Source organism: Brevibacterium sp. AGC70, from assembly GCF_057334195.1.
Map to the genome: position 1 here is coordinate 110,112 of NZ_JBHFIH010000017.1, position 22,541 is coordinate 132,652.

Here is a 22,541-nt window from a genome sequence, read left to right on the forward strand (position 1 = left end):
GTCTGACTTCGACTGTCACTGGGTGCCTGTACGCTCTGCTTCGGCAAGCGCCTCACGCCCCGCACCGCGCTTCAGGCCCCGCACTTCACCGAACCCCGCGGAGCATCACCGCTTCGGGCGCAGCTCCAGGCCGGTGGTCTCCGGATCCTCGGGCAGGCCGATGACGATGTCGTCGCCGTCGGCCACGTCGCCGGAGAGAAGCCCGCGGGCCAACTTGTCTCCGATCTCGCGTTGGACCAGCCTGCGCAGGGGGCGGGCGCCGAAGGCGGGGTCATGGCCCTCGAGGGCGAGCCAGTCCTCGGCGGCATCGGTGACCTCGAGCGTGATCCGCCGCTCGGTCAGGCGAGACGCCAGTCGCTGGATCTGCAGGTCGACGATCGAGGACAGTTCCTCGGTGCTCAGCGCGTCGAAGAGCACGATGTCGTCGAGGCGGTTGAGGAACTCGGGTTTGAACGTCGAATGCACGACGCCCAGCACCGCATCCTTCTGCTCCTGGGCACTCAGCGATTTGTCGACGAGGAACTGCGAGCCCAGGTTCGAGGTCAGGATGAGGATCGTGTTCCGGAAGTCGACCGTGCGTCCCTGACCATCGGTGAGGCGACCGTCGTCGAGGACCTGGAGCAGGATATCGAAGACGCTCGGGTGCGCCTTCTCCACCTCGTCGAGAAGGACGACGGAGTAGGGGCGACGACGCACAGCCTCGGTGAGCTGACCGCCCTCGTCATACCCGACGTATCCCGGAGGCGCACCGACGAGACGGGACACGGTGTGCTTCTCTCCGTACTCACTCATATCGATCCTGATCAGGGCCTTCTCATCGTCGAAGAGGAAGTCCGCGAGGGATTTCGCGAGCTCCGTCTTGCCGACACCGGTGGGGCCGAGGAACAGGAACGAGCCCGTCGGGCGGTCAGGATCGGCGATGCCGGCACGTGAGCGACGGATCGCATCGGAGACCGTGCTCACGGCACTCTTCTGGCCGATGAGACGCTTGCCGAGCACATCCTCGGCGCCCAGCAGCTTCTCGATCTCGCCTTGGAGCAGACGACCTGCGGGGATGCCCGTCCAGGACGCGACGACCTCGGCGATGTCGTTGCTCGAAACACGGTCACTGACCATCGGATCGGTCTCGGATTCGGCATTCGCCTCCGCCGCCTCGGCGAGGTCGATCTCCTTCTGCACCGCAGGGATCTCCCCGTAGAGCAGGCGCGAAGCCGTCTCGAGGTCGGTGTCGCGCTGAGCCCGGTCCGCCTGGGAGCGCAGCTCGTCGAGCTTCGTCTTGAGCTCACCGACGCGATTGAGGCCGGCGCGCTGGGATTCCCAAGTGGCCTCGAGGCCGTGCAGCTCCTCTTCCCGATCGGCCAGATCTGCACGCAGGGTGCCGAGGCGCTCCTTCGAAGCCGTGTCCGTTTCCTTGGACAGGGCCATGTCCTCCATCTTCAGGCGGTCGACGGTGCGGCGGAGCTCATCGATCTCGACCGGAGCCGAGTCGATCTCCATGCGCAGCCGGGATGCGGCTTCGTCCACGAGGTCGATGGCCTTGTCCGGCAGCTGGCGGCCGGTGATGTAGCGATTGGACATGGTGGCCGCGGCGACGAGTGCACCGTCGTTGATCGAAACCTTGTGGTGGGCTTCGTAGCGTTCCTTGAGTCCACGCAGGATCGCGACCGTGTCCTCGACACTGGGTTCTCCGACGTAGACCTGCTGGAACCTGCGTTCCAGAGCCGGATCCTTCTCGATGTTCTCGCGGTACTCATCGAGCGTGGTGGCGCCGACGAGGCGCAGTTCACCGCGGGCGAGCATCGGCTTGAGCATATTGCCAGCGTCCATGGCGGAGTCTCCGGTGGCGCCGGCACCGACGACGGTGTGGAGCTCATCGATGAACGTGATGATCTGACCATCGGCGTTCTTGATCTCCTCGAGGACGGCCTTGAACCGCTCCTCGAATTCGCCGCGGTACTTCGCGCCGGCGACCATCGCGGACAGGTCGAGGCTGATGAGCGTCTTGTTGCGCAGGGATTCTGGCACGTCTCCGGCCACGATCCGCTGGGCCAGTCCTTCGACGACGGCGGTCTTGCCGACGCCGGGCTCGCCGATGAGGACAGGGTTGTTCTTCGTCCTGCGTGAGAGGACCTGGATGACCCGGCGGATCTCCTTGTCGCGTCCGATGACCGGGTCGAGTTTGGCCACTCGTGCGGTCGCCGTGAGGTCGACGCCGTACTTCTCCAGCGACTGCATCGTGTCCTCGGGATTCTCCGAGGTGACCTTCTTGCCTCCGCGCAGCTCGGGCAGAGCGGCCAGCAGGGCATCGCGACCGGCACCATTGCGGCGCAGGGCTTCACCTGCCCCGTCCTTGCCTGCGGCGGCCGCGAGCAGCAGGTGCTCTGTCGACACGAACTGGTCGCCGAGGCTGGTCATCTCCTCCTGCGCAAGATTCATCATCTCGAGTCCCGCCCGTGACAGCCCCGGTTGGGACACGGTCTGACCGCTGACGGTAGGGAATCCATCGATGGCCGAGCGGACCGCAGCCAGCACGGTTCGTGTGTCGGCACCGACCTTCGTCACCAGGTTCGAAGCCAGCGAGTCCGGTTGTTCCAGCAGGGCTGCGACAAGGTGGGCGGGCTCGACCTGATTGTTCCGCCGAGCCACGACGTCGTTGACGGCGGATTGCACCGTTTCGCGTGATTTGGTTGTCAGCTGTGCGTCCATGCGCATCTCCTTCACAAATGTTCTTCGCAGCTGTTCTGTGAACAGCTTTTGCTCTCGAAGAGTCAAACACCGACAAAGTTGAGTCTATTCCACTCAACTTTGAAATGGCGAAAGAATCTGAGTCTTCTCGGCACGCACATCAACACGGTGAGGGGCGGCGCACGTCACTTCAACAGCACTGACTGGAGGTCGAAGCGGCGCAGCACTCTGTCGGCGATCTCCGGATCGGTGCCGCGTTCACGTCGGGCCTTGAGCACTTCCGTGCGGGCGGACTGCAGCGCCTTGGTCTGCACCTTCGCCATCGCCTCGCGGTTCTCCTTCAGCGTCGCCGCCTGCTCCGAGCTGACCTGGTCGTCAGAGGTCCCCAACAGCTGGGAGTAGAGGACCTTGAAGCGTGCGCGCAGTGGCTCGGCCACCTCGTCAGGGAGACTGTCGTCGTTCTTGATCTGGACGAGCGCTGCCTTGTACGCACGGCGTGCGATCTCCGCGGTGTCCGCTCGCTCCTTCTCCGCCTCGTCGTCGATGCCGAGGACGTTGACGATGGTGGGGAAGGTGAGCCCTGCCAGCACCAAGGTGACCAGCAGGATCACGGCGGCTGCGACGAGGATGTAGGAGCGGCCGGGGAACGGCTCACCGGTCGCGGTGGTCGCCGGAATCGACAGCGCCAGAGCGATCGTCGCCAAGCCGCGCATTCCGCCCCAAGTCATGAGGGTGGCATCCCGGATATTCAGTGGTGCGGCATCCGGATCCTCCTCCCGGCGCTTGTTCTCCAGCACGGTTCCGATGAGCAGCCAGCCGAATCGCACGGCGATGACGATGAGCGCGATGCCCAGCCCAACAAGCACTGCTCGACCCAGGTCGGCATGCTCTGATTCGACGACCATGCGCAGATCGAGGCCGATGAGGCCGAAGGCGATGCCGGTGATGAGCATCTCGAGGACCTGCCACGTCGAAGCCTGGGTGACACGTTCGGCTGAATTGGCTTCGACGTCGCGTCGGCGCACCTCGAGAGCGGCCACGACGACGGCGATGACGCCGCTGGCATGGAGGTGCTCGGCGATGAGGTAGACGCCGAAGGGCAGCATGAGCATGAGTGAGGAGCGGGCGATCGTGTGGTCGATCTTCTCCATCACCCACCACACGATGAACACGACGACGAGGCCGACCGTGATGGCGATGATCGCAGAGATGAGGAAGGACAGGGCCAGCTGCCCGAAGTCGACATCGGTGCCGGTCATGGCCGCCGCCATCGCAGTCTGGAAGATCACGAGCGACGCAGCATCGTTGAATAGCCCCTCGCTCTGCAGCGTCGACATGATCCGCCGAGGTATCGACACGGTTCCTGCGACCGCATCGACGGCGACAGGGTCGGGCGGGGCGAGCATGGCTCCCAGCGCCACCGCGGCGGCGATGGTGATTCCGGGAATGAGGAGCACCGCGGTCCCGGCTACGGCTGCCACCGTCACACCGACCAGGGCGACCGCCATGCCCAGGATCGTGCGCCAGCGGATGGCGAAGAGCGCCCATGACGTCTTCTGTGCGGCCGCGAACAGCAGCGGAGGCAGGAACAGGGGGAGGATGAGCTCGGGCTCGATGGTGATTTCGGCAAACGTGGGAATGAATGCACCGGCGATGCCGATGACCACCATCAGTGCAGGCCAGGGGAGACGCAGTTTCTGTCCCAGGCCGACGACCACGCTGGTTGCGGCACCGAACCCGATGATCATCAGCAGGGTTGTCATGGCCGTCTCCCTCGGTATGGGTGGCATGTCTGCACACCGGAACAAACACATCGACGTCAGAGAGCATCGTCTGCACGAGGGGCGCCAGGTGAGGACCTCGAAGGAAATCCACGTCAGATTTCCGCGCCGGACCAACGATATTTTGGCAGAATGCTGTTATGTCTGACTCAATTGTATTCTCTCTGGCGAACGACGCAGTCGCGACGATTTCGATCAACGAACCGGAGACTCGGAACGCGCTGTCGCGCTCCGTGATGAATGACCTGATCGACACCCTCGCCGAGGTGGGGCAGCGCACTGACGTCCGTGCAGTGATCCTGTCCACCGCAGGACACGTCTTCAGCTCCGGCCATGATCTCAGGGAGATCAGCGGGGCGAAGCTGGAGTCGCAGCAGGAGACCTTCGCCGTCTGTTCTGAACTCATGCAGCTGATTCAGTCGATCCCACAGCCGGTCATCGCGCAGGTCCAAGGCGTGGCGACCGCAGCTGGGTGCCAGCTTGTCGCCAGCTGCGACCTGGCGGTGGCTGCGCAGTCGGCCCGATTCGCCACGCCGGGGGTGAAGATCGGCCTGTTCTGCTCTACTCCCATGGTGGCGCTGACCCGTGCAGTGCCGGCGAAGACGGCGATGCGGATGCTGCTGACCGGAGACTTCCTCAGTGCGGCCGATGCACTGACATTCGGGCTGGTCTCCGATGTGGTTGCCGATGACGAACTCGAGACAGCGACTGCCGAGCTGGCGCGAAAAGTCGCGTCAGCCTCGTCGGCTACAGTGGCAGTAGGCAAAGCAGCGTTCTACGAACAGCGTGATCTGCCTCTGGCAGACGCCTATGCGCACATGTCGGAGGTGATGGCGCACAACGCCGTCGCAGCCGATGCACAAGAGGGAATCGACGCATTTCTGCACAAGAGAGAACCTCAGTGGCAGCATCGGGACTGACAGTGTGATTTCCTATGACTGTGAACTTGTTCGGATGAACCGGATGAGACGCTTCAGACGATGATGGAGGATCAGACGTGGCGGTAATCGTGACCGGAGCCAGCGGCTTCATCGGTGGCGCCATCGCCCGTGCCCTGGCGACCAGGGACGAGACGGTCTATGCCCTGGGACGGCGCGATCCTGAGATCCCCGGTGTGAATTTCCAAGCGTGGGATATCACGGAACCCGCGGACGGTGCGGTGAAGACTCTGGCGAAGAAGACCACAGCGGTCTTCCACTGTGCGGGCATCTCGAAGGTCAATGCCGATGACGATGAGCTCTACGCTGTGAAGGTCACCGGCACCAGAAACGTGCTCGACGCATTCCCCAAAGCCCGGATCGTGCACATCTCCTCGACGACGGTCTATTCCTCGATCGTGCATCATGCGGATCTGTGGGAAGAGGCCGGGCCCAAGGACCCGAACGACTTCCACGACGCCTACTCGAGGACGCATGCTCTGGCTGAGCAGCTCGTGACGCGGATCCGACCCGATGCGGCGATCCTCAGGCCGGCTGCGATCTACGGCCCTGGTGAGTCGATGCTCATGCCGTATCTGAGCCGAGCTGCGAAGAATGGTGTCCTCCGGCTCCCCGGCGGCGGCAGGCAGAAGATCACCCTGACCCACATCGACAATCTGGTGCGGGCGGCGATCGCCTGCGTCGACGTGCCGTCGGCCTCGGGTCCGTTCAACATCGGCGACCCGACCCCGTACAAGCTCAAGGACGCGGTTTCCACCCATTTCGCCCGTATGGAGTACGAGCCTGTCGTCATCGAGGGGATCGCGAAGGACAGGGCGCTCTTCGCCGCGAAATTGGGGCTGAAGATCAAGACGTTCTTCAACCGGGGCAACCGAACCGAGCTGTTCCTCGTCGAATACCTCCAGTTTGATCGCACATACAACCTCACTCGGCAGCAGCGGGTGCTGGGAATCTCGACGACGCAGTTCCTCCTGCCCTCACGATTTCAGTAGCAGCCCCGGTTCGTTGGTGCTCCCGGTAAGCTGCACCAGCAGACCCAGCAGACCCAGCAGACCCAGCGTTACCTCAGCGCCGAGAGCCAGAGCCGTGGGACCGAGGGGAACTCACCGCTTGAGCCCGTGCTGGCTGGCGATGATGCGTGACACCACGCTCCGCGGAAGTGCCCGTTTGAGCAGGAACGGCAACGGTGACCGGCTGCCCACAGCATAGAATTCGCGAGGTCTGGCGGCTTCGATGGCCTTGACGATGGTTGCGGCGACGGTCTCGGGCGAGACTCCCCGCCGCTCATTGTCATCGAGGTGCCCCAGCATCGTGGTCACATCATCGGTGTAGACGGAGCCGGGGTCGAGGTACTTCGTGCGCCGGTTGCCGATGCCGGTGGCGATGGACCCGGGCTCGATGACGCTGATCCACACCCCGAACGGTGAGAGCTCTTGACGCGCGGCCGTGGCGAATCCGCGCAGGGCCGCCTTGGCCGCGACATAGGAGCTGCGATGTGCCAGGGGGAAGCTGGCGAGCATGGAACCGATCATGATGATCCGACCGCGTCCTCGCCTGCGCATGCCAGGCACGGCGAGCTGGCTCAGCCGCACCGGCCCGAAGACATTTGTCCGGAACAGGCGGTCGACGGCCTCGGGCGGGAGCTCTTCGAAGGGACCGGACTGGCTCTCCCCGGCGTTGTTGACGAGAACGTCGATGTCGGCGACCTCGTTTCCGAGAGACTCGACGCTGTCGGGATCAGCGAGGTCCAATTGCAGATAGCGAACGCCGGGGATCCGCTCGGACTTCTCGATCCGCTCAGGGTCTCGGCTCGTGGTCAGGACCGTGCATCCCTTGTCTGCCAGCACTCTGACCAGCGCGGCGCCGATGCCAGAGGTGCCGCCGGTGACGAACACCGTGAGATCCGTATTCGTCATGATCAGAGATCCGCTCGGCCAATATCGTTCGCTTGATGCTCGGTCGCAGTCCGGCCGGTACCTGAGCTCTTCTCCACGCCCATAACGGCTTCCCAGCTTCCGGCGACGGCCCGGCCCGCGCGCATTCCTGAGAAGATGCACCCGCCCAGGAAGGTTCCCTCCAGCGCGTTGTAGCCGTGCATTCCTCCGCCGCCGAAGCCTGTGACCTCACCGGCGGCGTATAGTCCGGGAATCGGTGTGCCGTTTCCCCCGATCACCTGCGCGTCGAGGTTCGTCTCCAATCCGCCCAGCGTCTTGCGTGAGAGCAGACTCAGACGCACCGCGATGAGCGGTCCGTGGGAGGGGTCGAGGATCTTGTGTGGTTTCTGCACTCGCACGATCTTGTCGCCGAGGTAGTTCCTGGCATTGTGGATGGCCTGGACCTGTGCATCCTTGGAGAACGTGTGATCCATCTGGCGATCACGCTCGACGATCTGGTCGACGAGGTGGTCGTGATCGATGACGGGTCCCTGTGAGCGTTCATTCATCCCGGCGACCAGCTCTTCGGTGGTGTCTGCGACGACGAAGTCGGGACCGAAGCGCTTGAACGCTTCGACCGGGCCGGGTGCATCGGAAGACCGGGCGCGCTCGAGAGTCAGACGCCAGTCCTTCTTTGTGATGTCGGGATTCTGCTCCGAGCCTGAGAGCGCGAATTCCTTGCGGATGATCGACTCGTTGAGCACGAACCACGAGTAGTCGTGGCCGGTCGAGAGAATGGTCTTCATGGTCCGATTGGTGTCGAACCCGGGGTAGTTCGGTGCGGGGAAGCGATTGCCCTCGGCGTCGAACCACAGCGACGAGGGTCCTGGGATGATGCGGATTCCGTGGTTCGGCCAGATCGGATTCCAGTTCTCGACGCCCTCTGTATAGGCCCAGATTCGGTCCCGATTGATCAGGCTCGCACCCGCGTCCTCGGCAATGGAGAGCATGCGACCGTCGACATGGGCGGGCACTCCGGCGAGCATCGTCTGCGGGAATTCGCCGAGGCGCTCGACCGGCCAGTACTGGCGCATGAGGTCGAAATTGTGTCCGATGCCGCCGCTGGTGACGATGACTGCGGGAGCACGGAGTTCGAAGTCTCCGAGCTCCTCGCGGTTAGAGGCGACCCCTCTGCCGGTGGGGCTGGGGGCAAGTGTTCGCCCGCGAACCCCGACGACACCGCTTCCGTCGCCATGGCCGCCGTCCTCACCGTTGCCGCCGTCCTCGACGATCAGCTCATCGACACGATGTCGGAAGCCCATTGTCACGAGGCCCGCGGATTCCGCCCGCTCCACTGGTTCGCGGAAGACTCGGACCACCTCGGGGCCGGTGCCCCAGGTGAGGTGGAACCTCGGCACGGAATTCCCATGTTCGGAGGCACCGGACCCGCCTCTTTCCGCCCACCCGACGATCGGTGTCAGGCGCAGCCCCAGATCATGCAGGTAGCGGCGTTTGTCACCGGCGGCGAACTGCAGGTATGCCTCGGCCCATTGCCGGGGCCAGTCGTCCTCGTCTCGATCGAAGCCCGCCGAGGTGGCCCAATCCTGGCGTGCCAGGTCGAGGGAATCGTGGACACCGAGTCGGCGCTGTTCGGGGGAGTCGACGAGGAAGAGGCCGCCGAGGGACCAAAAGGCCTGACCGCCGAGGTTGGCCCGATTCTCCTGGTCGAGGATGAGCACTCTCTTCCCGGCGAGACTGAGCTCATGGGCGGCAACAAGTCCCGCGAGGCCGGCCCCGACGACGATTGCGTCAAAAGCCTCATCCGGATGCGGGGCGGCGTTCGGTGAAGTTGTTCCCATGGGCGACTCCTTCGTCGATGTATGGGCCTGGCGACCCCATGAATACTCAGACTACTGTCACTGAAGGCGGCCGGAGTGTTTCAGGCGTTCAGCGTCGAATCCAGCCAGGCCGAGGCGGCCGCGAATGAGTCGTCCGTGGTCGTCGGGTCGAGGGGCACCGTGGTCTTCGAAGCACTGGGATAGCTGCCGAGGAAGCTCAGACTGCGGGTCACTCGGTGGACACCCTGCAGGGCATCGGCCACTCTGGCCTCGTGCACATGGCCCAACAGGTCGATCGAGAACTGGTAGAGTCCGAGGCCGTCACCGGTGGGTCGGGATTCGATGCGCGACATGTTCACACCACGGCTGGAGAACTGTTCGAGCATCTCCAGCAGCGCACCGGCACGGTCGGAGCGCAGTGAGGCTACCACCGTGGTTTTGTCCGACCCCGTCGGCGGGGGAATGGTGCCGGGACGGGTGACGACGACGAACCGGGTCTCGGCGTCCTGGCGTTCCCCGATGTCGTTGGCGAGGATCTCGAGGCCGTAGCGTTCGGCGGCGATGGCAGGGCATACGGCTGCCACATGGTCGGCGGCGTTGTTGGCCAGATCCCGTGCGGCCGCGGCTGTCGAGGAGGTCGGGAGGTAGACGGCATCGGGAAAGTTCGCGGACATGAACGTGCGTACCTGTGCCTCACCGTGCGGGTGGGACCCGAACGAAGTCAGCGTGCTGGGATCGGTCCCCGGCTTCACCGCCAGGACGAAGCGAACGGGCACGACCACCTCGGCGATGATCTGCAGCCGACCATGATCGGTCAGGGCGTCGATGGTGGCGGGAACACCGCCCTCGATGGAATTCTCGATCGGCACGACAGCAGCCAGGCAATCGCCGTCGAGGACGGCGTCCAGGGCCGCGGCCCCATTGCGCATGGGCTGGGTCGACGCGCTCGAGCCCAGATCGTGGGAGTCGAGATACTGCAGGAGTGCTGCTTCGGTGAATGTGGCCTCGGGGCCCAGGTAGGCGTAGCGATCGCCGCTCATCTCGAGGCTTCCTTCTTGTCGCTCAGGTTCTTGGCGCGCAGTCTGCGCGCGAAGATCGCACGCGCGACATCGCGGTATTGGGCCGCACGGTGCATCTGTGCTTTGAGGTTCTTGCCGGTGACTCGGTGGTAGAGGTCGCATTCGACCTCTTCGACACGCAGTCCGGCATTGACGACGTCGATCGTCATGGCCGCCTCGACACCCCAGCCGGCGGCGAAGGGCAGCGCTGCGTCGAAGGCCTCTCGGCTCAGGCAGCGCGTTCCCGACAGCGGCTGGGTCGCTTCGAATCCGCTGAGTTCGGCGATGCCCTTCTTCGCGAGCCTGACGACGAATCCGAACCCGCCACCCTTGCGCTTCTGTGCGGGCAGGATCGCAATCGTCATATCGGCCTCTCCGGCGAGAACCGGCGCGGCGAGGGGGGCCATATTGATTGCTGAGTCCTCCAGGTCTCCGTCGATGAAGAGGAGAGCACGATGGTCCGGGTGCTGGTCGGGATTCGAATCGGAGATCTCACGATTGCGAATTGCGAACGCGCCGGTCATCATCGCCGCAGCCTTGCCTTTGTTCTTGCGATGGGTGACCACCTCGGCGCCGGCCCTGCGGGCGAGGGCACCGGTGTCATCGGAGGAACCGTCGTCGACGACCATGACGATGTCGACACCGGGAATCTGCTTGGTGCTGCGCACCGTCGCTGCGATCCGATCGGCTTCGTTCATCGCGGGGATGATGGCAGCGATCGCGCGCGGAGCAGTCGCCGAAGAGGCATCCGGGTGTGCAGGATTCGACTGTTCGGGCATGGAAACTCTTCTCCTTTCCGTCGTCGGCACCGGCGGAGTCGCATGGACTCTCGCCGGCGGCCGTGGCGACGGAACTCAGTGGATGGTCAGCTGGCGAGCAATGATGCCCGAGCGTGCCCGGCGTGCCTCGGTGCTGAGAGGTTCACTCGTGTGCATCGCGTCTTCGATGCGCTTGCCGAATTCGCCGATGGGCTCTTCGATGTCATCGACCTGTGTGCCGAATTTCAGTTCCCAGACGGGCACGACGATGCCGTGCGCGCGGAAATAGCCCAGGAAGGTTCCGGGGCCGCCGAGGTCGTTGAGGCCCTCGATCTGAAGACGGGCGAGAGCGTCGACGAGTGTATCCTCGCCCTCTGGTCGTGCCCAGCGCACGTAGGTGCGGCCGGACATCTCGGTCCAGTACGCGGACGTCACGGAGGCGACCTTCTCCGTGGGGGAGATGGAGTCATTGGCCTGTTCGAGTGCCGCTGCGACATCAGAGTCCGTCTCGGCTTCCGGCAGCTTCCAGTATTCGAAGGTCTCGAGCACGCGGATCTCGAACGGGTGGTCGGTGTCGAGGATGTCCTGGAGACGCGGACCCTGACCGGGTTCGGTGGTCGCCTCGATCGTGGTCCCCGGCTGCGCTTCGATTGCGGCGAGGATGCCGTGCGCGACATCGCGGGAGGCATCGGTGGATGACACCGGAACCTGCATGCCGGCCAGGATCTGGCCGTCCTCACGGTGCCAGGCCTGCCACGCGGCGGGCAGCAGAGAGGTGACCGTGATCTCCTGACCACCGAATTCCTCTTTCAGCTTCGCCGAGGCGGTCGCCGCCGGCACCAGCTCGCGCAGGCAGATGAGGTCCGCCTCGAACGGCAGGCCCTCGAACGGACGCGCAACGAAGGCCGTGGCCTCTGCACGTGCCAGACGTTTGGCAATGACATCTTCTTTGGATCGCTTCGACTTCTTACCCATGGAAGACAAGTCTAGTCGGTCTGACGGCTCAGGACGCATCCCGTCGACCGGGGCGAATCAGCGCGGCACGGCCACCGGGATGAAGTAGCGGGTGGTGTTCGACTCGTCCATCGTCACCAGCAGCTTGTCGCCGGGGCTCGGGAAGGCCGATCTCTCGGGGTTCTCCGGAGTGAGTCCCAGGTTCTCCAGGCGGATGATCCCGTGCCGACCGACCTCGTCGGCGGCGAGGACATAGGAATGATTGAGCTCGCGGATGGTGACCTCTATCGACGGGACCTCAGCCGCGGCATCGACATTCGTCATGGTCCGAGGTGGTGAGGCGTTCCCCATCCCCAGATAGGCGCCGACGTCGTCGGCGATATAACCGGCAACCACATCGGCCTGGGCCAGGAGTCCGGAGAGGACGACTGAGAGCCGCTCCTGCTGGGCATCCGATTTCAGTGCCTGACCGGGCTTGAACAGATGCTCTTCGGCGAGCACGCACCACGCATCCTGCATGATCGTGCGCAGCTGCAGTTCAACGAGCACCGACGGTTCGGCGTCGAAGGGAACTTCGATGATGAGATGGCGCCCGCGATAACCGGAAGGCTTGGGCCGGGCAGAGTAGTCGCGCACTTCGGCGACGGAGAGGTTCGATTCGTCATTGCTGTCGGTGAGCAGATCCCACAGCGCCGTCTGTTCACGCTCGGTGCGGCACACGGCACGAGCACCGACGACATCGATGACCTGGTTCTCGACCTCGACGGCCTCATGGATCTCGTCATTGGCATCGGCGAGTTTGCGGCGCAGCTTCTCACCGGCTCGGAGTCGGTCCTTGATCCTTCCGCGGCCGACAGTGACTCTCTCACCCGACAACAGCGCGGAGCCCGAGCACGCGGCCTCGACCCAATCGTTGACCGTCTCCAGGGCGGCCCTCCACGTCGACTCGCGCCTCTCGTAGGCTTCGTCGACCAGTTCGCGGACTGTTGCTGACATCCTCGTCACCTTCCTAGCTCCTGTTTCAACTTCACCAGAAGACGCGGTGGATGTCCATGCTTTCCGCGCGAAGCTTTCTTCGTGCAGATGTGCGCTGTGCTGTGGGAGACGGCTCAGCCGTCAGCGATCGGTAGGGAGGTACCCGTATTCGTAGCCGCGAGCCAGCGCATCCCGACGATTGCGGACTCCCAGGCGCGAGTAGAGATTCGACAGTTTGTTCTTGACCGTACCTTCGACAAGGTTCAGCTCGGCCGCGATGGCGGACACCGACGACTGGGTATCCAGCAGGGCCAGGAGCTGCCTCTGCGAGGGGCTGAGCAGGGTGTGTCCGGCGCGGATGCGAAGTGTCTCCCCGAGGCTCAGCAGCCGCCGACGGAGTCGCTCCCCGGCGCCGAGTCCGCCGGGCCCGCCGATGGAACCGTCGCCGAAGCGGGCCTGGCCCGAGCGGAGGTCCTCAATCGATCCGGGTCCGTCAACCGAGCTTGGGTCGTCAACTGATCCGGGTCCGTCAGTCGGTCCGAGGTCGACAGCCGATCCAAGGTCGTCAACCGTTCCGGGTCCGGTTGGAAAGACCGGTGCGATCAGATCCCACTCGGCGGCGCTGGAACTGCGTTCGATCAGCTGATCGCGCAGAGACTTGGGAACCATCGCAACGGGAATGAGGCTGGCAGCGATCCTGCAGTACTCGAGCGCATCGGCGAACGCGGAATCTGACTCGACCAGCTCGCCCTTGCCCAACAGGCTGGCGGCCTGAATCGCCCGGGCAGAAGCCTTGGCGTGCAGATCGAGTGAATTCTGAGACAGAACTCTGTTCGCCAGGTGCGCCGCGGTCCCGTGCTCGCCGATGGTCAGATGGAGCTGAGCTCTGGCCAAGATGATGTACGGTGATTCGGTCTCGGCATCAAGCAGAACGTTCTGGGCGAGGTGGGTCTGCCCCTGAGCCAGGTGGAGGCCGACCAGAGTGAGCTGCAGAGTATGCAGCAGGAGTCCGTCAGCCGGCAGTGAAGAGCGGTTGGCGTCGATTGCCTGCTGCAGCCGTTTGCCCTCGATCCCGACATCGCTGCGCAGAATGCCGAACAGTGATCTGTACCGAACGACGCCGAGCCACGAATGATGACCCAGAGAGGGGTCGGCCAGACGTGTCGAGTACTGACCTGCCTCGTCGAGGTCCAGTGCGTCCATGGCACGAATCATGCGAGCCAGAGAGTAGGCGGTGAGCGTGTGGGGGCTCGTGATGCGAGTCCGGTCCTTGAGGTCGTCGAATTGGCGCAGGTGCACGTCACTCGATGGCCCGTTTCCGAGCATCGCGTGTGCCAGGGCGCTGTAGGAGTGCGCCGGGAGTAGGAGATAAGGGGAAGACGCAGAGGCGAGCTCTGTGAGGATGATCGACCGGCGCAGCAGCTGGGCACTGCCTGTGAGGTCGCCTGTGAACATGCTGGTGATCCCATATTCGAGATGAAATCGTGCTTCGCAGAGCGGGGTTGGTGCCGACTGCAAGCGCCGGGTGTCGTTGATGAGTTCCTGGGCAGCTCTGGCGATGTGGAGGCCCTGGGCCGACTGGCCGAGCAGCTTCTGGCGCCGCATCGATGCGATGGCCATGATCATAATGTCATCGACGGTGAAGTCGCCGTTCTTGATTCGTTCCAGCTGTGAGTCGAGCGTCGGGACTGCCGCGTGTTCGAAGTTGACCTCTTTGAGAACGGTCAGGGCGTCGTTGACGCCGAGTCGCCGTCTGACTTCGTCGACCTGCAGGCAGTCGCCCAGGGCCTCGGCCAAAACTGCTGAGTTGTGAGCCTGGGCCTCGGGGACCTTCGCGAATGCGTCGAGAGTCGCGTCGAAATGGTCGACCATGAGTGCATGGCCGCGGCTTGCCCAGAGCTCTGTCAGTGCGGTCCACTCTCCGGCCTCCGCGACGAGCAGCAGAGCTTCGTCGAAGCCCTCGGAATGATATGTGGCCGGGGCCCGCAGCCATTCGGCGGCGCTTGCACCAAGTGCTCGGCGGGACCGTGATTCGCTGTGTCGATCTCTGGCGTCGTAGAGGCGTCGCAAGATCGTTCTCATGACAGGAGCAATCGTGTGGTGGCCGGTGCGGTCCAGAGCTGGGAGCAGCACACCGTCTTCGTTCAGGTGCGCTGAGAGGTCAGAGACGTCGAATGGACGTGTGTCTTCCGGGGCAGTGGGAATGGAAAACGATCCCAGATGGGGCACGGCGCCGGCGGCGATTGCGAGGGTGTCGGCGTTGATGTCGCGCATGAATGACAGCAGGTGGGCAAACCTCAGCTCGGGGCTGTCCGGTGCCTGACGTCGGATCCGCGCCAGAACGTCGGCGGAAGGAAGATCCGAGTAGCGATCGGCATCGATTGCAGAGAGGTCATGTCCCATTGAGTCAGCGCCCTGCAGAACGGCCTGGCCTGCCAGGAGGTGGCCAGACGTCTGTTGGAACAGACTCGTCCAAACGGCGTCGGGCAGTTGGGGTGCGATGTCGGCGAGGCCAGTCGCAAAGGAGCGGACCGTCGTCGCGCGCTCGCCGGGAAATACGCCTTCACTTGGAGAGGGAACCGTCGGGGAAACGGGACCGCTCTGGTCAGCGGAATCATGCATGGGTGGGGACCTCGGGCAGTGGGGATACGGGGATTATCTACCACTAAGTAATCTATCCGATCTCCGTGATCGAATTCTGCTTACTCAATGTCATTACTCTGTGATTTTCACTAAGCCTGTGCTCAAAAATGCCTGCGTGCTGTTTCGGGGAGTGAACAGCGACACATTTCCTTTAAGGATCACCTTTGAAGTGATGTTTCGTCAATACGGATCAGCGTTGAGAGGGATCGACGTCGGTGCCGAGCATCTCCGTGGCGGCTGAGGTGGCCGTGGCGGCGGCCGAGGCGTGCAGCAGAGGGGTGCTGCACTGGGTGGCACTGTGGGGTGAGGTGGAGGTGTGAAGCGGCCGTTCACACCTCGAAGTCGACGATGACGGGTGCGTGATCGGACGCGCCCTTGCCCTTGCGCTCCTCGCGGTCGATCTCCGCGCCGGTGACCTGCGCGGCCAAGGACGGTGAGGCCAGTTCGAAGTCGATGCGCATGCCCTTCTTCTTCGGGAAGGCCAGCCTCTGGTAATCCCAGAAGGTGTAGACCCCTGGGCCAGGTGTGAACTGCCTGGTGACCTCGCTGAGTCCTGCGTCAAGGAGGGTTTTGAAGGCCTGGCGCTCGGGTTCGGACACGTGGGTGAGGCCGTCGAACTCCGCCATGTCCCAGACGTCCTCATCCAGAGGCGCGACATTGAAGTCGCCGCACAGGACGAGCTTCTTATCAGGAGTTTCGCGCAGCTGCGCAGAGATATCGGCAGTCAGCGCCCGATACCATTCGAGCTTATAGGTGTAGTGAGGGTGGTCGAGTTCGCGGCCGTTGGGGACATAGAGCGAATACACCCTGACTCCGCCGCAGGTGGCTGACAGAGCACGAGCCTCGACCACGGGCTCTTCGCCGAACGAGGGAATGTCCGTGAATCCGATCTCGGGGTCCTCGAGGCCCACTCGAGAGGCGATTGCCACGCCATTCCACTGATTGAGGCCGTGGAAGCTGACTTCATAGCCTCGGGAGGTGAACAGATCCTTCGGGAACTGTTCGTCCTTGCATTTGAGTTCCTGGATGGCCAGGACGTCGACGTCGGAGCGATCCAGCCAAGCACCGATTCTGTCTTGTCGGGCGCGGATCGAGTTCACATTCCAGCTCGCGATTCTCACCCTCCCACCCTAAGCTGTCCCGGCCGCAGGCCCAAGCTCACTGGGCAGAACAAGCCAGCAGACGCATCCGCTGGCCCCATCGCCTCGGCGTCGGTCCGATACCGATAATCTGGGGTCATGCCTGAAGCACTCAACGAACATCTCGGCCACGATGGTGCCGCCTGCCCCGATTCCTACTATGTGCGCACGGCACCGGAGGCATTCGTCTCGACGCTGCACAGCCAGGGCGCGTGGCAGCCGGGAGAACAGCATCTGGCCCCGGCGGCAGGGCTGGTGTTGGCCGAGATCGAACGCCGCCTGCCCTCGGACAAACTGGTCTCGCGGGTCAGTTTCGACATACTCGGCGTCATCCATTCCGGCGAATTCACCGTAGACGTCAACGTCATCCGGCCTGGTCGGACCATCGAACTCATCGAGGCCAGCATGCGCCACGGTGAGCGCACCAGCGTCCACGCCAGAGTCTGGCGCCTGCTGCCGGGCGACACCGCAAGCGTCGTCGGCGACGAATGGCCGACTCTGCCTGAGCCCGAAGAAGCTCCAGCCGTCCCATTCACCGGCCGCTGGGGCGGAGGCTTCATCGCTTCGCTGGGCGGCGGTCAGTTCGCCGACGCCCATCCCGGATCCGCCCGTTCCTGGATCAGGTCCCCTTATCCGCTCGTCGACGGGGAGGACGATCCTGCGACCGCGGCCTTCGTGAAGCTCGTCGACACCGCCAATGGGCTGGCTGTGAGAGAAGATCCGAAGTCGACGTTCTTCCCCAACGTCGACCTCACCATCCACCTCACCCGAGTCCCGGAACCAGGTTGGGTCGGTTTCGAGACGAAGGTTGCTTTCGGCCCCACCGGGATCGGTGAGACCACAAGCGTCCTCAGCGACGTCAACGGGCCGATCGGCACCGCAGCGCAGTCGCTGACGGTGCGCGTGGGCCAAGGCGCGAAGTGACGAGGCCGCGCGCACTCGTCACCGGTGCCAGCTCGGGGCTGGGGCGTGGGTATGCACTTGCCCTCGCCGCCGACCAGTACGACCTGGTCCTCGTGGCCCGTGATGAGGTCCGTCTGCAGGAGCTGGCGACGAGCATTGAAAGCGACAACGGCACCCACGCCGAGGTGGTCGTGGCCGATCTGTCGACCCGAGCCGGCATCGACGTGGTCCGGACCGTGATCGAGACTTCGCGGATCGATCTGCTTATCAACAACGCCGGATACGGACTCAAGCAGGGTCTGCTCGAGTCGGAGATCTCGGAGCTCGAGGACCAGGATATGGTGCTCACCGGCGCAGTGCGCGAACTCTCTCTGGCTGCGGTCAGGCGGATGCGCGAGCGTGGTCGCGGAGGCCTGGTCAACGTCTCGTCCATGGCGGCGCTGACGACGATGGGCCAGTATGCGGCCTCGAAGGTATCGACCGTCGTCTTCACCGAAGCTCTCGCCGGCGAACTGCGCGGAACTCCGGTGACAGCCACCGTCGTGCTGCCCGGATTCATTCGTACCCGGTTCCACGAACGACTCGGCGTCGACCGACCGGGACCCGGGTGGATCTGGCTGAGTGTGGAGCAGGTCGTCGCCGCATCCTTACGCGATGCGCGACGCGGCAAGGTGATCTCGGTCCCTGGGGCGAGCTATGGGCTGGCAGCTCGAGTCGCTCGGTTCGTTCCCCGCTCTCTGGTGCGCTGGGGGTCGACCGGTTTCTCTCTCAGCAGGCGAGACGATCACTGAGGTCGCAGCAGCGACAGTGCGACCCGCCGCATGAAGTTGAGTCTTGAATCATTTTCAGTGAACCCTGTGACCTGGGATTTTATCGGGTGGCAGGAGTCGGTGAAACGCCCCAGCGCGATTCAGGCAGGGCAGAACAATCTTTACAAGTGGGATCGATGTGTGATCCAATAATGGTGTTCGCCCGGTGGGGATCGGGTGGACACAACGGACGTATGGGGATGCGTCCGGGTACTCGAGGGGAGTGCTGCGAGGACCCCGGGATGTCGCGATTACGCGCCCCGGGGTCTTTGTCATTCACAGTTGAACACTGCGCTGCCTCCTCTGACGTGACCGGGCAATTCCGATCTCCACACCGACAGCGGACAACGGAACACCAAGGGCGTGACTGGCGTTGCGGGTCACGCGATCTGCGATGTCGGCGACGACTGCATCGACGTCGGCACGTTCGTCGACATCGACATGGAGGACGAGCTCCGGTCGTCGCGCCGTTCCGCGCAGAATGGCCTGCGCATCGACGACTTCAGGGGTGTCTCCGAGGTCATCTTCCACGGCTGCGGCAATGACGTTCGCCGTCACGGTCGTCACGCCGCTCCGAGCATCTTCCTGCATGCGCAGGGGTTTTGCGGAATCCTTTCGCGGAACCTGAGCGGCGAGCCAACGCACACCGATGATCGCCAGGATGAGAGCTGCCGCCAGCGCGATGACAGCGGAGAACGGCAATGCGAACACCGCGGCGACGGGCTGCAGCTTCGCATCCGGGGTCAGGCCGGGGGCCACCGCTGCTGCCAAGCCGAAGCTGAGTGCGAGGACGGCGAGTCCGGCCACGAAGAAGATCAGCCCGACGATGATGAGACCGGTGCGATTGGCACCTGCTGCCAGTCGTTTCATGCCGGTCTCCTCTGTGCGCGAACCTTGACGGTGGGTGTGCGGTCGAACGCGATCGAAGCGAAGCGCTGGGTGACTGCGGCGTCGACATCGTGGCGGATTTCGTCAGTGTCACGCACTGGGGTGGAGAAGGTGACATTCGTCGACGAAGCATTGGACGCGGCACGCACGCTCGAGACTCCGTCGACGGAGTCCGCTGCCGCAGCTGCCAGGTTCGACAAGGCTGAGGTCGGCAGAACCACCTCGAAGCGTTCGACGTGCTCTGGTGCCTGCGCGCGGTAGCCGATGTTGCGTTTGGCTCCTGGCGAGATCCCGATGACGAGGAAGATCAGCCCGAGGACCGTGATGACGGCACCGGCGGTGACGATCGCCGCCGCGGCCCACGTCATTGATCCGAGAGTCGCGAATCCGGAGAATCCGGACGACAGCGCCGAGCTCCCAGAACCGTCGGACACGATGGCGGCAATGGCCGCCCAGCCGAGGGCGACGGCGATGGCCAGGATGAGGATCGCGAGGATGGCAGCGGGCACCACGCGTGCCGGGCGTGCCCGAAACAGTCGTGTGCTCATTGCAGATTCCTCACTGATCTTCCGGTTCCTGAAGCGTTGGGTTTGAGCCATTTCACGTCGACGTCGACCTGACGGACGCTGACTCCGGTGAGCGCTTCGACATCGGCACTCAGGCGACGACGGACCGATTCGGTCGCCTCGGTGATGGGGGAGGGATATGCCAGCCCCAGCTGCACCTCGAGTGTGCAGCTGCGACCGGAGAGGGTCACGTCCACGCTGGGACGGCTGTCGAGGTCGGCATTCGAACCGAACCCGAACAGGCCCGACTTCGCGCCGCCGACCCCGGGCAGACCCTTGAGGATCTGAGAGGCCGTCTTCTCGATGACTCGGTCAGCGATCGTGAGGCCACCACGTGATGAAGCCACGATGCTACCTCCGGGTCGTCGAGCGCGAACTCAGCGCGCTGAGATCGAGGCGTCCGTCAAGGACGAGGCCGATGACCAGTCCGAGCCCGCCGCAGATGGCGACGATGAGGAACGCGAGGAAACCACCGAAGAACGCAACGATGCCCAGCGTCAGTCCGACGAGCAGACCGATGAGTGTTTTCGACATGTCAGTCCTTCGTCTCAGTTGAGTTCGACGGTGTCGTTGGTGTTCTGCTGATCATCGTCGTCGCCGGGGAGGTGGACGTCAGCGACCTCGATGTTGACCTCGACGACCTGGAGTCCGGTGCCCTGCTCGACGGCACGGATCACGTTGCGACGGATCGCCTCGGCGACGTCGACGATCGACGTTCCATACTCCACGACGATGGTGAGGTCGATCGCAGTCTGCTTCTCACCCTTCTCGACGGAGACTCCTCCGGAGACGTTCGTCTGCGAGCCGGGGATGCGTTCGGCGAGGGCGTCGAAGGTGCGGCGTGCGGCATTGCCCATCCCGAACACGCCGGGGACCTCACGGGCGGCGATGCCGGAGAGCTTGGCGACGACGTTCTCAGCGATCGTGGTATTGCCCATGTCGGTCACGAGAGGGCTGCGAACCGAATCGTCGGTCCTGGACTGCTGGGAAACGGTGGACTGCTTGTCTTCTGGCATTTGTCTTCCTTTTCGCTTCGAGGATCCTGTTGCGAGAACAGGTTTGTTATGAGTACAGACGCGCATGACCGACAAACCTCACGCATGATTGCGAAAGAATTTTCTCGCCGGTGAAAATCTTCTCGCAGGCGACACAGATTCGTCCTGTCGTGGCGAACACGCTCACTGCGATTGCGGTCGCATACGATGTGGGTATGACAAGGCACGATGATCGCTTCGATATCGTCACCCTCGTCGTGCGCGCGAGAGAGGGCGATATCGACGCCTTCGAGGCGTTGGTTGACCGGTATGAGACGAAGCTCCTGCGATTCTGCATGCGCACGCTCGGTGACCGGCAGGACGCGGAAGACGTCGTGCAGGATACGCTGGTGCAGGCGTGGAAATCGATGAGTGCTCTGACCGAACCGGCCGCTTTCGGCACGTGGATCTACCGTCTGGCATCGAACAAGTGCACCGACCTGCTGCGCAGGAGGATGGCCAGGCCTTCGGACGCGCAGGATCCAGATGATATGAGCATCCACGCGGATGGGCGGGCGTCGGTTGAGAAGTCCGTCGAGGCGCGTACAGCTCTGCAGCATTTCTCAGACGTTCTCCAGACGCTCTCATCAGAACAGCGGGTAACGTGGGTACTCCACCAGATGGAAGGCCTCAGCTACGCCGAGGTGGCGACAACTCTGGGCATCAGTGAAGGCAGCGTGCGCGGCCGAATTCACCGAGCCCGCACTGCCATCATGGAGGGGATGGAAGGATGGACGTGAACGAGCATGTCGGCTCCGGCGCTGAACCCGACCAGACGAGTGCCGATTCTCAGCGGGAGTCAGACGCCCAACTTCGCGGTGTCATCGACGAATACATGAGCACGTTCCAACCCGAGCCCGAAGATACGGCCGGAGTGCGTGAGCGCATCCTTCAGCTGGTCAGAGACGATTTGTACCGGGGGCCCTCGACCAATCTGCAGACAGAGCAGGGACACCCGTTCTCGATCTCGACCGCTTCGGTGCGATCAATTGTGCGCAATGCCGTTGACTCAGTGGATGGGATCCGAGCCCGCAGCGTCGACGTCGAGCCTGCCGGGGATCCGGAAGGGAGTGCGGCGACGGTGTCGCTGACGGTGGCCATGCGCGCCGGCATCTCCTTCGCCCCCACCGCTGAGGCGATCCGCCGATCCGTATCCGCCGAGGTCCTGGCCGAGTTGGGGATCCCCGCGGCCCGGATAGATATCAATGCTGAGGATGTGTACGTTGACTGATCGTGGCGAGTCGAAGGACTCCAATCTCCTGTACAGCGGCAATGTCTCTGTCAACGGCTCTGTCAACGGCAACGGTAAAGAGGTTGTGGAATCGGCCCGGCTGGCTGACTCCGTGACCTCGATCGCCGGGGTCAGAGCCCTGGCGCCGGGACTGCGTGACCTGGTCGCCACCGCCACGGCCAAGGTGCTGCGGCGCACCGGCGATGAGCCAGTGGGAGTTGACGTGACCCGGGGCGGTGACGGTGTGAAGGTGAGGATCGACGCTCACCTTGACCACACCCGTTCGGTCGCCGAGGTCGTCGATGAGATCTTCTCGGTCATCGAGACCGACATCGCTCGTGGGGCCGTGGAGGTCAGCGGGCGGCTCGACATCGACCTGCGCGTCGTCAGCCGGGGGTAGTCGCGCGATCGGCCGTCAGCGACGGTGGGTGACAGTTAGGACTGCGGGTGAATGTGAAGAGGCCCGG

The 22,541-nt window shown here is 63.8% G+C and carries 22 protein-coding genes; 7 read left to right on the forward strand and 15 right to left on the reverse strand.

The genetic code is table 11. The annotated features are described in order from the left end of the window. Positions 1-105: 105 nt before the first annotated feature. Both clpB and ACE03M_RS14835 read right to left on the reverse strand, forming a co-directional pair. Positions 106-2,706: an ATP-dependent chaperone ClpB gene (gene clpB / locus ACE03M_RS14830; RefSeq protein ID WP_485934781.1), complete on the reverse strand. Its 2,601-nt coding sequence runs from the start codon at positions 2,704-2,706 to the stop codon at positions 106-108. 164 nt (positions 2,707-2,870) lie between these two features. Beyond that, positions 2,871-4,448, reverse strand: a complete 1,578-nt coding sequence (locus tag ACE03M_RS14835; protein ID WP_143920965.1) for a Na+/H+ antiporter — start codon at positions 4,446-4,448, stop codon at positions 2,871-2,873. Positions 4,449-4,606: 158 nt separating this feature from the next. Here ACE03M_RS14835 and ACE03M_RS14840 point away from each other — a divergent pair, with 158 nt between their 5' ends. Continuing rightward, the gene (locus ACE03M_RS14840) at positions 4,607-5,386 is read left to right on the forward strand and encodes an enoyl-CoA hydratase (protein ID WP_143920964.1); all 780 of its coding nucleotides are present in this window, start codon (positions 4,607-4,609) and stop codon (positions 5,384-5,386) included. A 77-nt stretch (positions 5,387-5,463) separates the two neighbouring features. Continuing rightward, positions 5,464-6,396 (forward strand): NAD-dependent epimerase/dehydratase family protein, encoded by a 933-nt coding sequence (locus ACE03M_RS14845; RefSeq protein WP_485934782.1) that lies wholly within the window; start codon positions 5,464-5,466, stop codon positions 6,394-6,396. A 111-nt stretch (positions 6,397-6,507) separates the two neighbouring features. Here ACE03M_RS14845 and ACE03M_RS14850 read toward each other — a convergent pair whose 3' ends face one another. The 8 genes from ACE03M_RS14850 to ACE03M_RS14885 all read right to left on the reverse strand — a co-directional run bounded on the left by ACE03M_RS14850 (position 6,508) and on the right by ACE03M_RS14885 (position 16,625). Beyond that, entirely contained in the window at positions 6,508-7,320 is an 813-nt protein-coding gene (locus ACE03M_RS14850; protein WP_485934783.1) for an SDR family NAD(P)-dependent oxidoreductase, read from the reverse strand. 2 nt (positions 7,321-7,322) lie between these two features. Continuing rightward, on the reverse strand, positions 7,323-9,137 hold the full coding sequence (locus ACE03M_RS14855; RefSeq protein ID WP_485934785.1) for an FAD-binding dehydrogenase: 1,815 nt from the start codon (positions 9,135-9,137) through the stop codon (positions 7,323-7,325). Between the two features lie 80 nt (positions 9,138-9,217). Next, on the reverse strand, positions 9,218-10,156 hold the full coding sequence (gene pheA, locus ACE03M_RS14860) for a prephenate dehydratase (protein ID WP_143920962.1): 939 nt from the start codon (positions 10,154-10,156) through the stop codon (positions 9,218-9,220). Continuing rightward, positions 10,153-10,953 carry a glycosyltransferase family 2 protein gene (locus tag ACE03M_RS14865; RefSeq protein ID WP_485934787.1) on the reverse strand — a complete coding sequence of 267 codons (801 nt, stop codon included), beginning with the start codon at positions 10,951-10,953 and terminating at the stop codon, positions 10,153-10,155. Before ACE03M_RS14865 ends, pheA begins: the two co-directional genes overlap by 4 nt. Before the next feature lie 75 nt (positions 10,954-11,028). Next, on the reverse strand, positions 11,029-11,907 hold the full coding sequence (locus ACE03M_RS14870) for a DUF5926 family protein (protein WP_143920960.1): 879 nt from the start codon (positions 11,905-11,907) through the stop codon (positions 11,029-11,031). Positions 11,908-11,964: 57 nt separating this feature from the next. Continuing rightward, positions 11,965-12,882 carry a GTP pyrophosphokinase gene (locus tag ACE03M_RS14875; protein ID WP_143920959.1) on the reverse strand — a complete coding sequence of 306 codons (918 nt, stop codon included), beginning with the start codon at positions 12,880-12,882 and terminating at the stop codon, positions 11,965-11,967. 120 nt (positions 12,883-13,002) lie between these two features. Then, the gene (locus tag ACE03M_RS14880; protein WP_485934789.1) at positions 13,003-15,483 is read right to left on the reverse strand and encodes a helix-turn-helix transcriptional regulator; all 2,481 of its coding nucleotides are present in this window, start codon (positions 15,481-15,483) and stop codon (positions 13,003-13,005) included. Positions 15,484-15,833: 350 nt separating this feature from the next. Then, on the reverse strand, positions 15,834-16,625 hold the full coding sequence (locus ACE03M_RS14885) for an exodeoxyribonuclease III (RefSeq protein WP_143920957.1): 792 nt from the start codon (positions 16,623-16,625) through the stop codon (positions 15,834-15,836). Positions 16,626-16,742: 117 nt separating this feature from the next. On the opposite strand from ACE03M_RS14885, the gene ACE03M_RS14890 reads away from it, so the two are divergent. Together ACE03M_RS14890 and ACE03M_RS14895 are read left to right on the forward strand one after the other, a co-directional pair. After that, on the forward strand, positions 16,743-17,567 hold the full coding sequence (locus ACE03M_RS14890) for a thioesterase family protein (RefSeq protein WP_143920956.1): 825 nt from the start codon (positions 16,743-16,745) through the stop codon (positions 17,565-17,567). Next, positions 17,564-18,337: an SDR family NAD(P)-dependent oxidoreductase gene (locus ACE03M_RS14895; RefSeq protein ID WP_485934792.1), complete on the forward strand. Its 774-nt coding sequence runs from the start codon at positions 17,564-17,566 to the stop codon at positions 18,335-18,337. Before ACE03M_RS14890 ends, ACE03M_RS14895 begins: the two co-directional genes overlap by 4 nt. 294 nt (positions 18,338-18,631) lie before the next feature. Here ACE03M_RS14895 and ACE03M_RS14900 read toward each other — a convergent pair whose 3' ends face one another. The 5 genes from ACE03M_RS14900 to ACE03M_RS14920 are packed head-to-tail and all read right to left on the reverse strand — an operon-like array spanning position 18,632 to position 20,825. Then, positions 18,632-19,225: an Asp23/Gls24 family envelope stress response protein gene (locus ACE03M_RS14900; protein WP_485934794.1), complete on the reverse strand. Its 594-nt coding sequence runs from the start codon at positions 19,223-19,225 to the stop codon at positions 18,632-18,634. Beyond that, positions 19,222-19,791, reverse strand: a complete 570-nt coding sequence (locus ACE03M_RS14905) for a DUF6286 domain-containing protein (protein ID WP_485934795.1) — start codon at positions 19,789-19,791, stop codon at positions 19,222-19,224. Before ACE03M_RS14905 ends, ACE03M_RS14900 begins: the two co-directional genes overlap by 4 nt. Further along, entirely contained in the window at positions 19,788-20,156 is a 369-nt protein-coding gene (locus tag ACE03M_RS14910; protein WP_485934796.1) for an Asp23/Gls24 family envelope stress response protein, read from the reverse strand. The genes ACE03M_RS14905 and ACE03M_RS14910 overlap by 4 nt, the downstream gene beginning before the upstream one ends. A gap of 4 nt (positions 20,157-20,160) precedes the next feature. Further along, entirely contained in the window at positions 20,161-20,343 is a 183-nt protein-coding gene (locus ACE03M_RS14915; protein ID WP_143920952.1) for a DUF2273 domain-containing protein, read from the reverse strand. Positions 20,344-20,357: 14 nt separating this feature from the next. Next, entirely contained in the window at positions 20,358-20,825 is a 468-nt protein-coding gene (locus tag ACE03M_RS14920; protein WP_143920951.1) for an Asp23/Gls24 family envelope stress response protein, read from the reverse strand. A gap of 194 nt (positions 20,826-21,019) precedes the next feature. Here ACE03M_RS14920 and ACE03M_RS14925 point away from each other — a divergent pair, with 194 nt between their 5' ends. From ACE03M_RS14925 to ACE03M_RS14935, 3 genes are read left to right on the forward strand one after another with little or no spacing between them, the layout of a single operon-like run. Next, a complete protein-coding gene (locus ACE03M_RS14925) occupies positions 21,020-21,583 on the forward strand; it encodes an RNA polymerase sigma factor (RefSeq protein WP_143920950.1) in 564 nt (187 codons plus the stop codon). Continuing rightward, positions 21,574-22,074 (forward strand): hypothetical protein, encoded by a 501-nt coding sequence (locus ACE03M_RS14930; RefSeq protein ID WP_485934797.1) that lies wholly within the window; start codon positions 21,574-21,576, stop codon positions 22,072-22,074. Before ACE03M_RS14925 ends, ACE03M_RS14930 begins: the two co-directional genes overlap by 10 nt. Further along, entirely contained in the window at positions 22,067-22,474 is a 408-nt protein-coding gene (locus tag ACE03M_RS14935) for a hypothetical protein (protein ID WP_485934798.1), read from the forward strand. Before ACE03M_RS14930 ends, ACE03M_RS14935 begins: the two co-directional genes overlap by 8 nt. The last annotated feature ends 67 nt before the right edge of the window (positions 22,475-22,541 follow it).

What these genes read in the sequence shown, in the direction of transcription:
- clpB (WP_485934781.1), bottom strand. Translation starts at nt 2,706, where the DNA reads ATGGACGCACAGCTGACAACCAAATCACGCGAAACGGTGCAATCCGCC.
- ACE03M_RS14835 (WP_143920965.1), bottom strand. Translation starts at nt 4,448, where the DNA reads ATGACAACCCTGCTGATGATCATCGGGTTCGGTGCCGCAACCAGCGTG.
- ACE03M_RS14840 (WP_143920964.1), top strand. Translation starts at nt 4,607, where the DNA reads ATGTCTGACTCAATTGTATTCTCTCTGGCGAACGACGCAGTCGCGACG.
- ACE03M_RS14850 (WP_485934783.1), bottom strand. Translation starts at nt 7,320, where the DNA reads ATGACGAATACGGATCTCACGGTGTTCGTCACCGGCGGCACCTCTGGC.
- ACE03M_RS14855 (WP_485934785.1), bottom strand. Translation starts at nt 9,137, where the DNA reads ATGGGAACAACTTCACCGAACGCCGCCCCGCATCCGGATGAGGCTTTT.
- pheA (WP_143920962.1), bottom strand. Translation starts at nt 10,156, where the DNA reads ATGAGCGGCGATCGCTACGCCTACCTGGGCCCCGAGGCCACATTCACC.
- ACE03M_RS14865 (WP_485934787.1), bottom strand. Translation starts at nt 10,953, where the DNA reads ATGCCCGAACAGTCGAATCCTGCACACCCGGATGCCTCTTCGGCGACT.
- ACE03M_RS14870 (WP_143920960.1), bottom strand. Translation starts at nt 11,907, where the DNA reads ATGGGTAAGAAGTCGAAGCGATCCAAAGAAGATGTCATTGCCAAACGT.
- ACE03M_RS14875 (WP_143920959.1), bottom strand. Translation starts at nt 12,882, where the DNA reads ATGTCAGCAACAGTCCGCGAACTGGTCGACGAAGCCTACGAGAGGCGC.
- ACE03M_RS14880 (WP_485934789.1), bottom strand. Translation starts at nt 15,483, where the DNA reads ATGCATGATTCCGCTGACCAGAGCGGTCCCGTTTCCCCGACGGTTCCC.
- ACE03M_RS14890 (WP_143920956.1), top strand. Translation starts at nt 16,743, where the DNA reads ATGCCTGAAGCACTCAACGAACATCTCGGCCACGATGGTGCCGCCTGC.
- ACE03M_RS14900 (WP_485934794.1), bottom strand. Translation starts at nt 19,225, where the DNA reads ATGAAACGACTGGCAGCAGGTGCCAATCGCACCGGTCTCATCATCGTC.
- ACE03M_RS14905 (WP_485934795.1), bottom strand. Translation starts at nt 19,791, where the DNA reads ATGAGCACACGACTGTTTCGGGCACGCCCGGCACGCGTGGTGCCCGCT.
- ACE03M_RS14915 (WP_143920952.1), bottom strand. Translation starts at nt 20,343, where the DNA reads ATGTCGAAAACACTCATCGGTCTGCTCGTCGGACTGACGCTGGGCATC.
- ACE03M_RS14920 (WP_143920951.1), bottom strand. Translation starts at nt 20,825, where the DNA reads ATGCCAGAAGACAAGCAGTCCACCGTTTCCCAGCAGTCCAGGACCGAC.
- ACE03M_RS14925 (WP_143920950.1), top strand. Translation starts at nt 21,020, where the DNA reads ATGACAAGGCACGATGATCGCTTCGATATCGTCACCCTCGTCGTGCGC.
- ACE03M_RS14930 (WP_485934797.1), top strand. Translation starts at nt 21,574, where the DNA reads ATGGACGTGAACGAGCATGTCGGCTCCGGCGCTGAACCCGACCAGACG.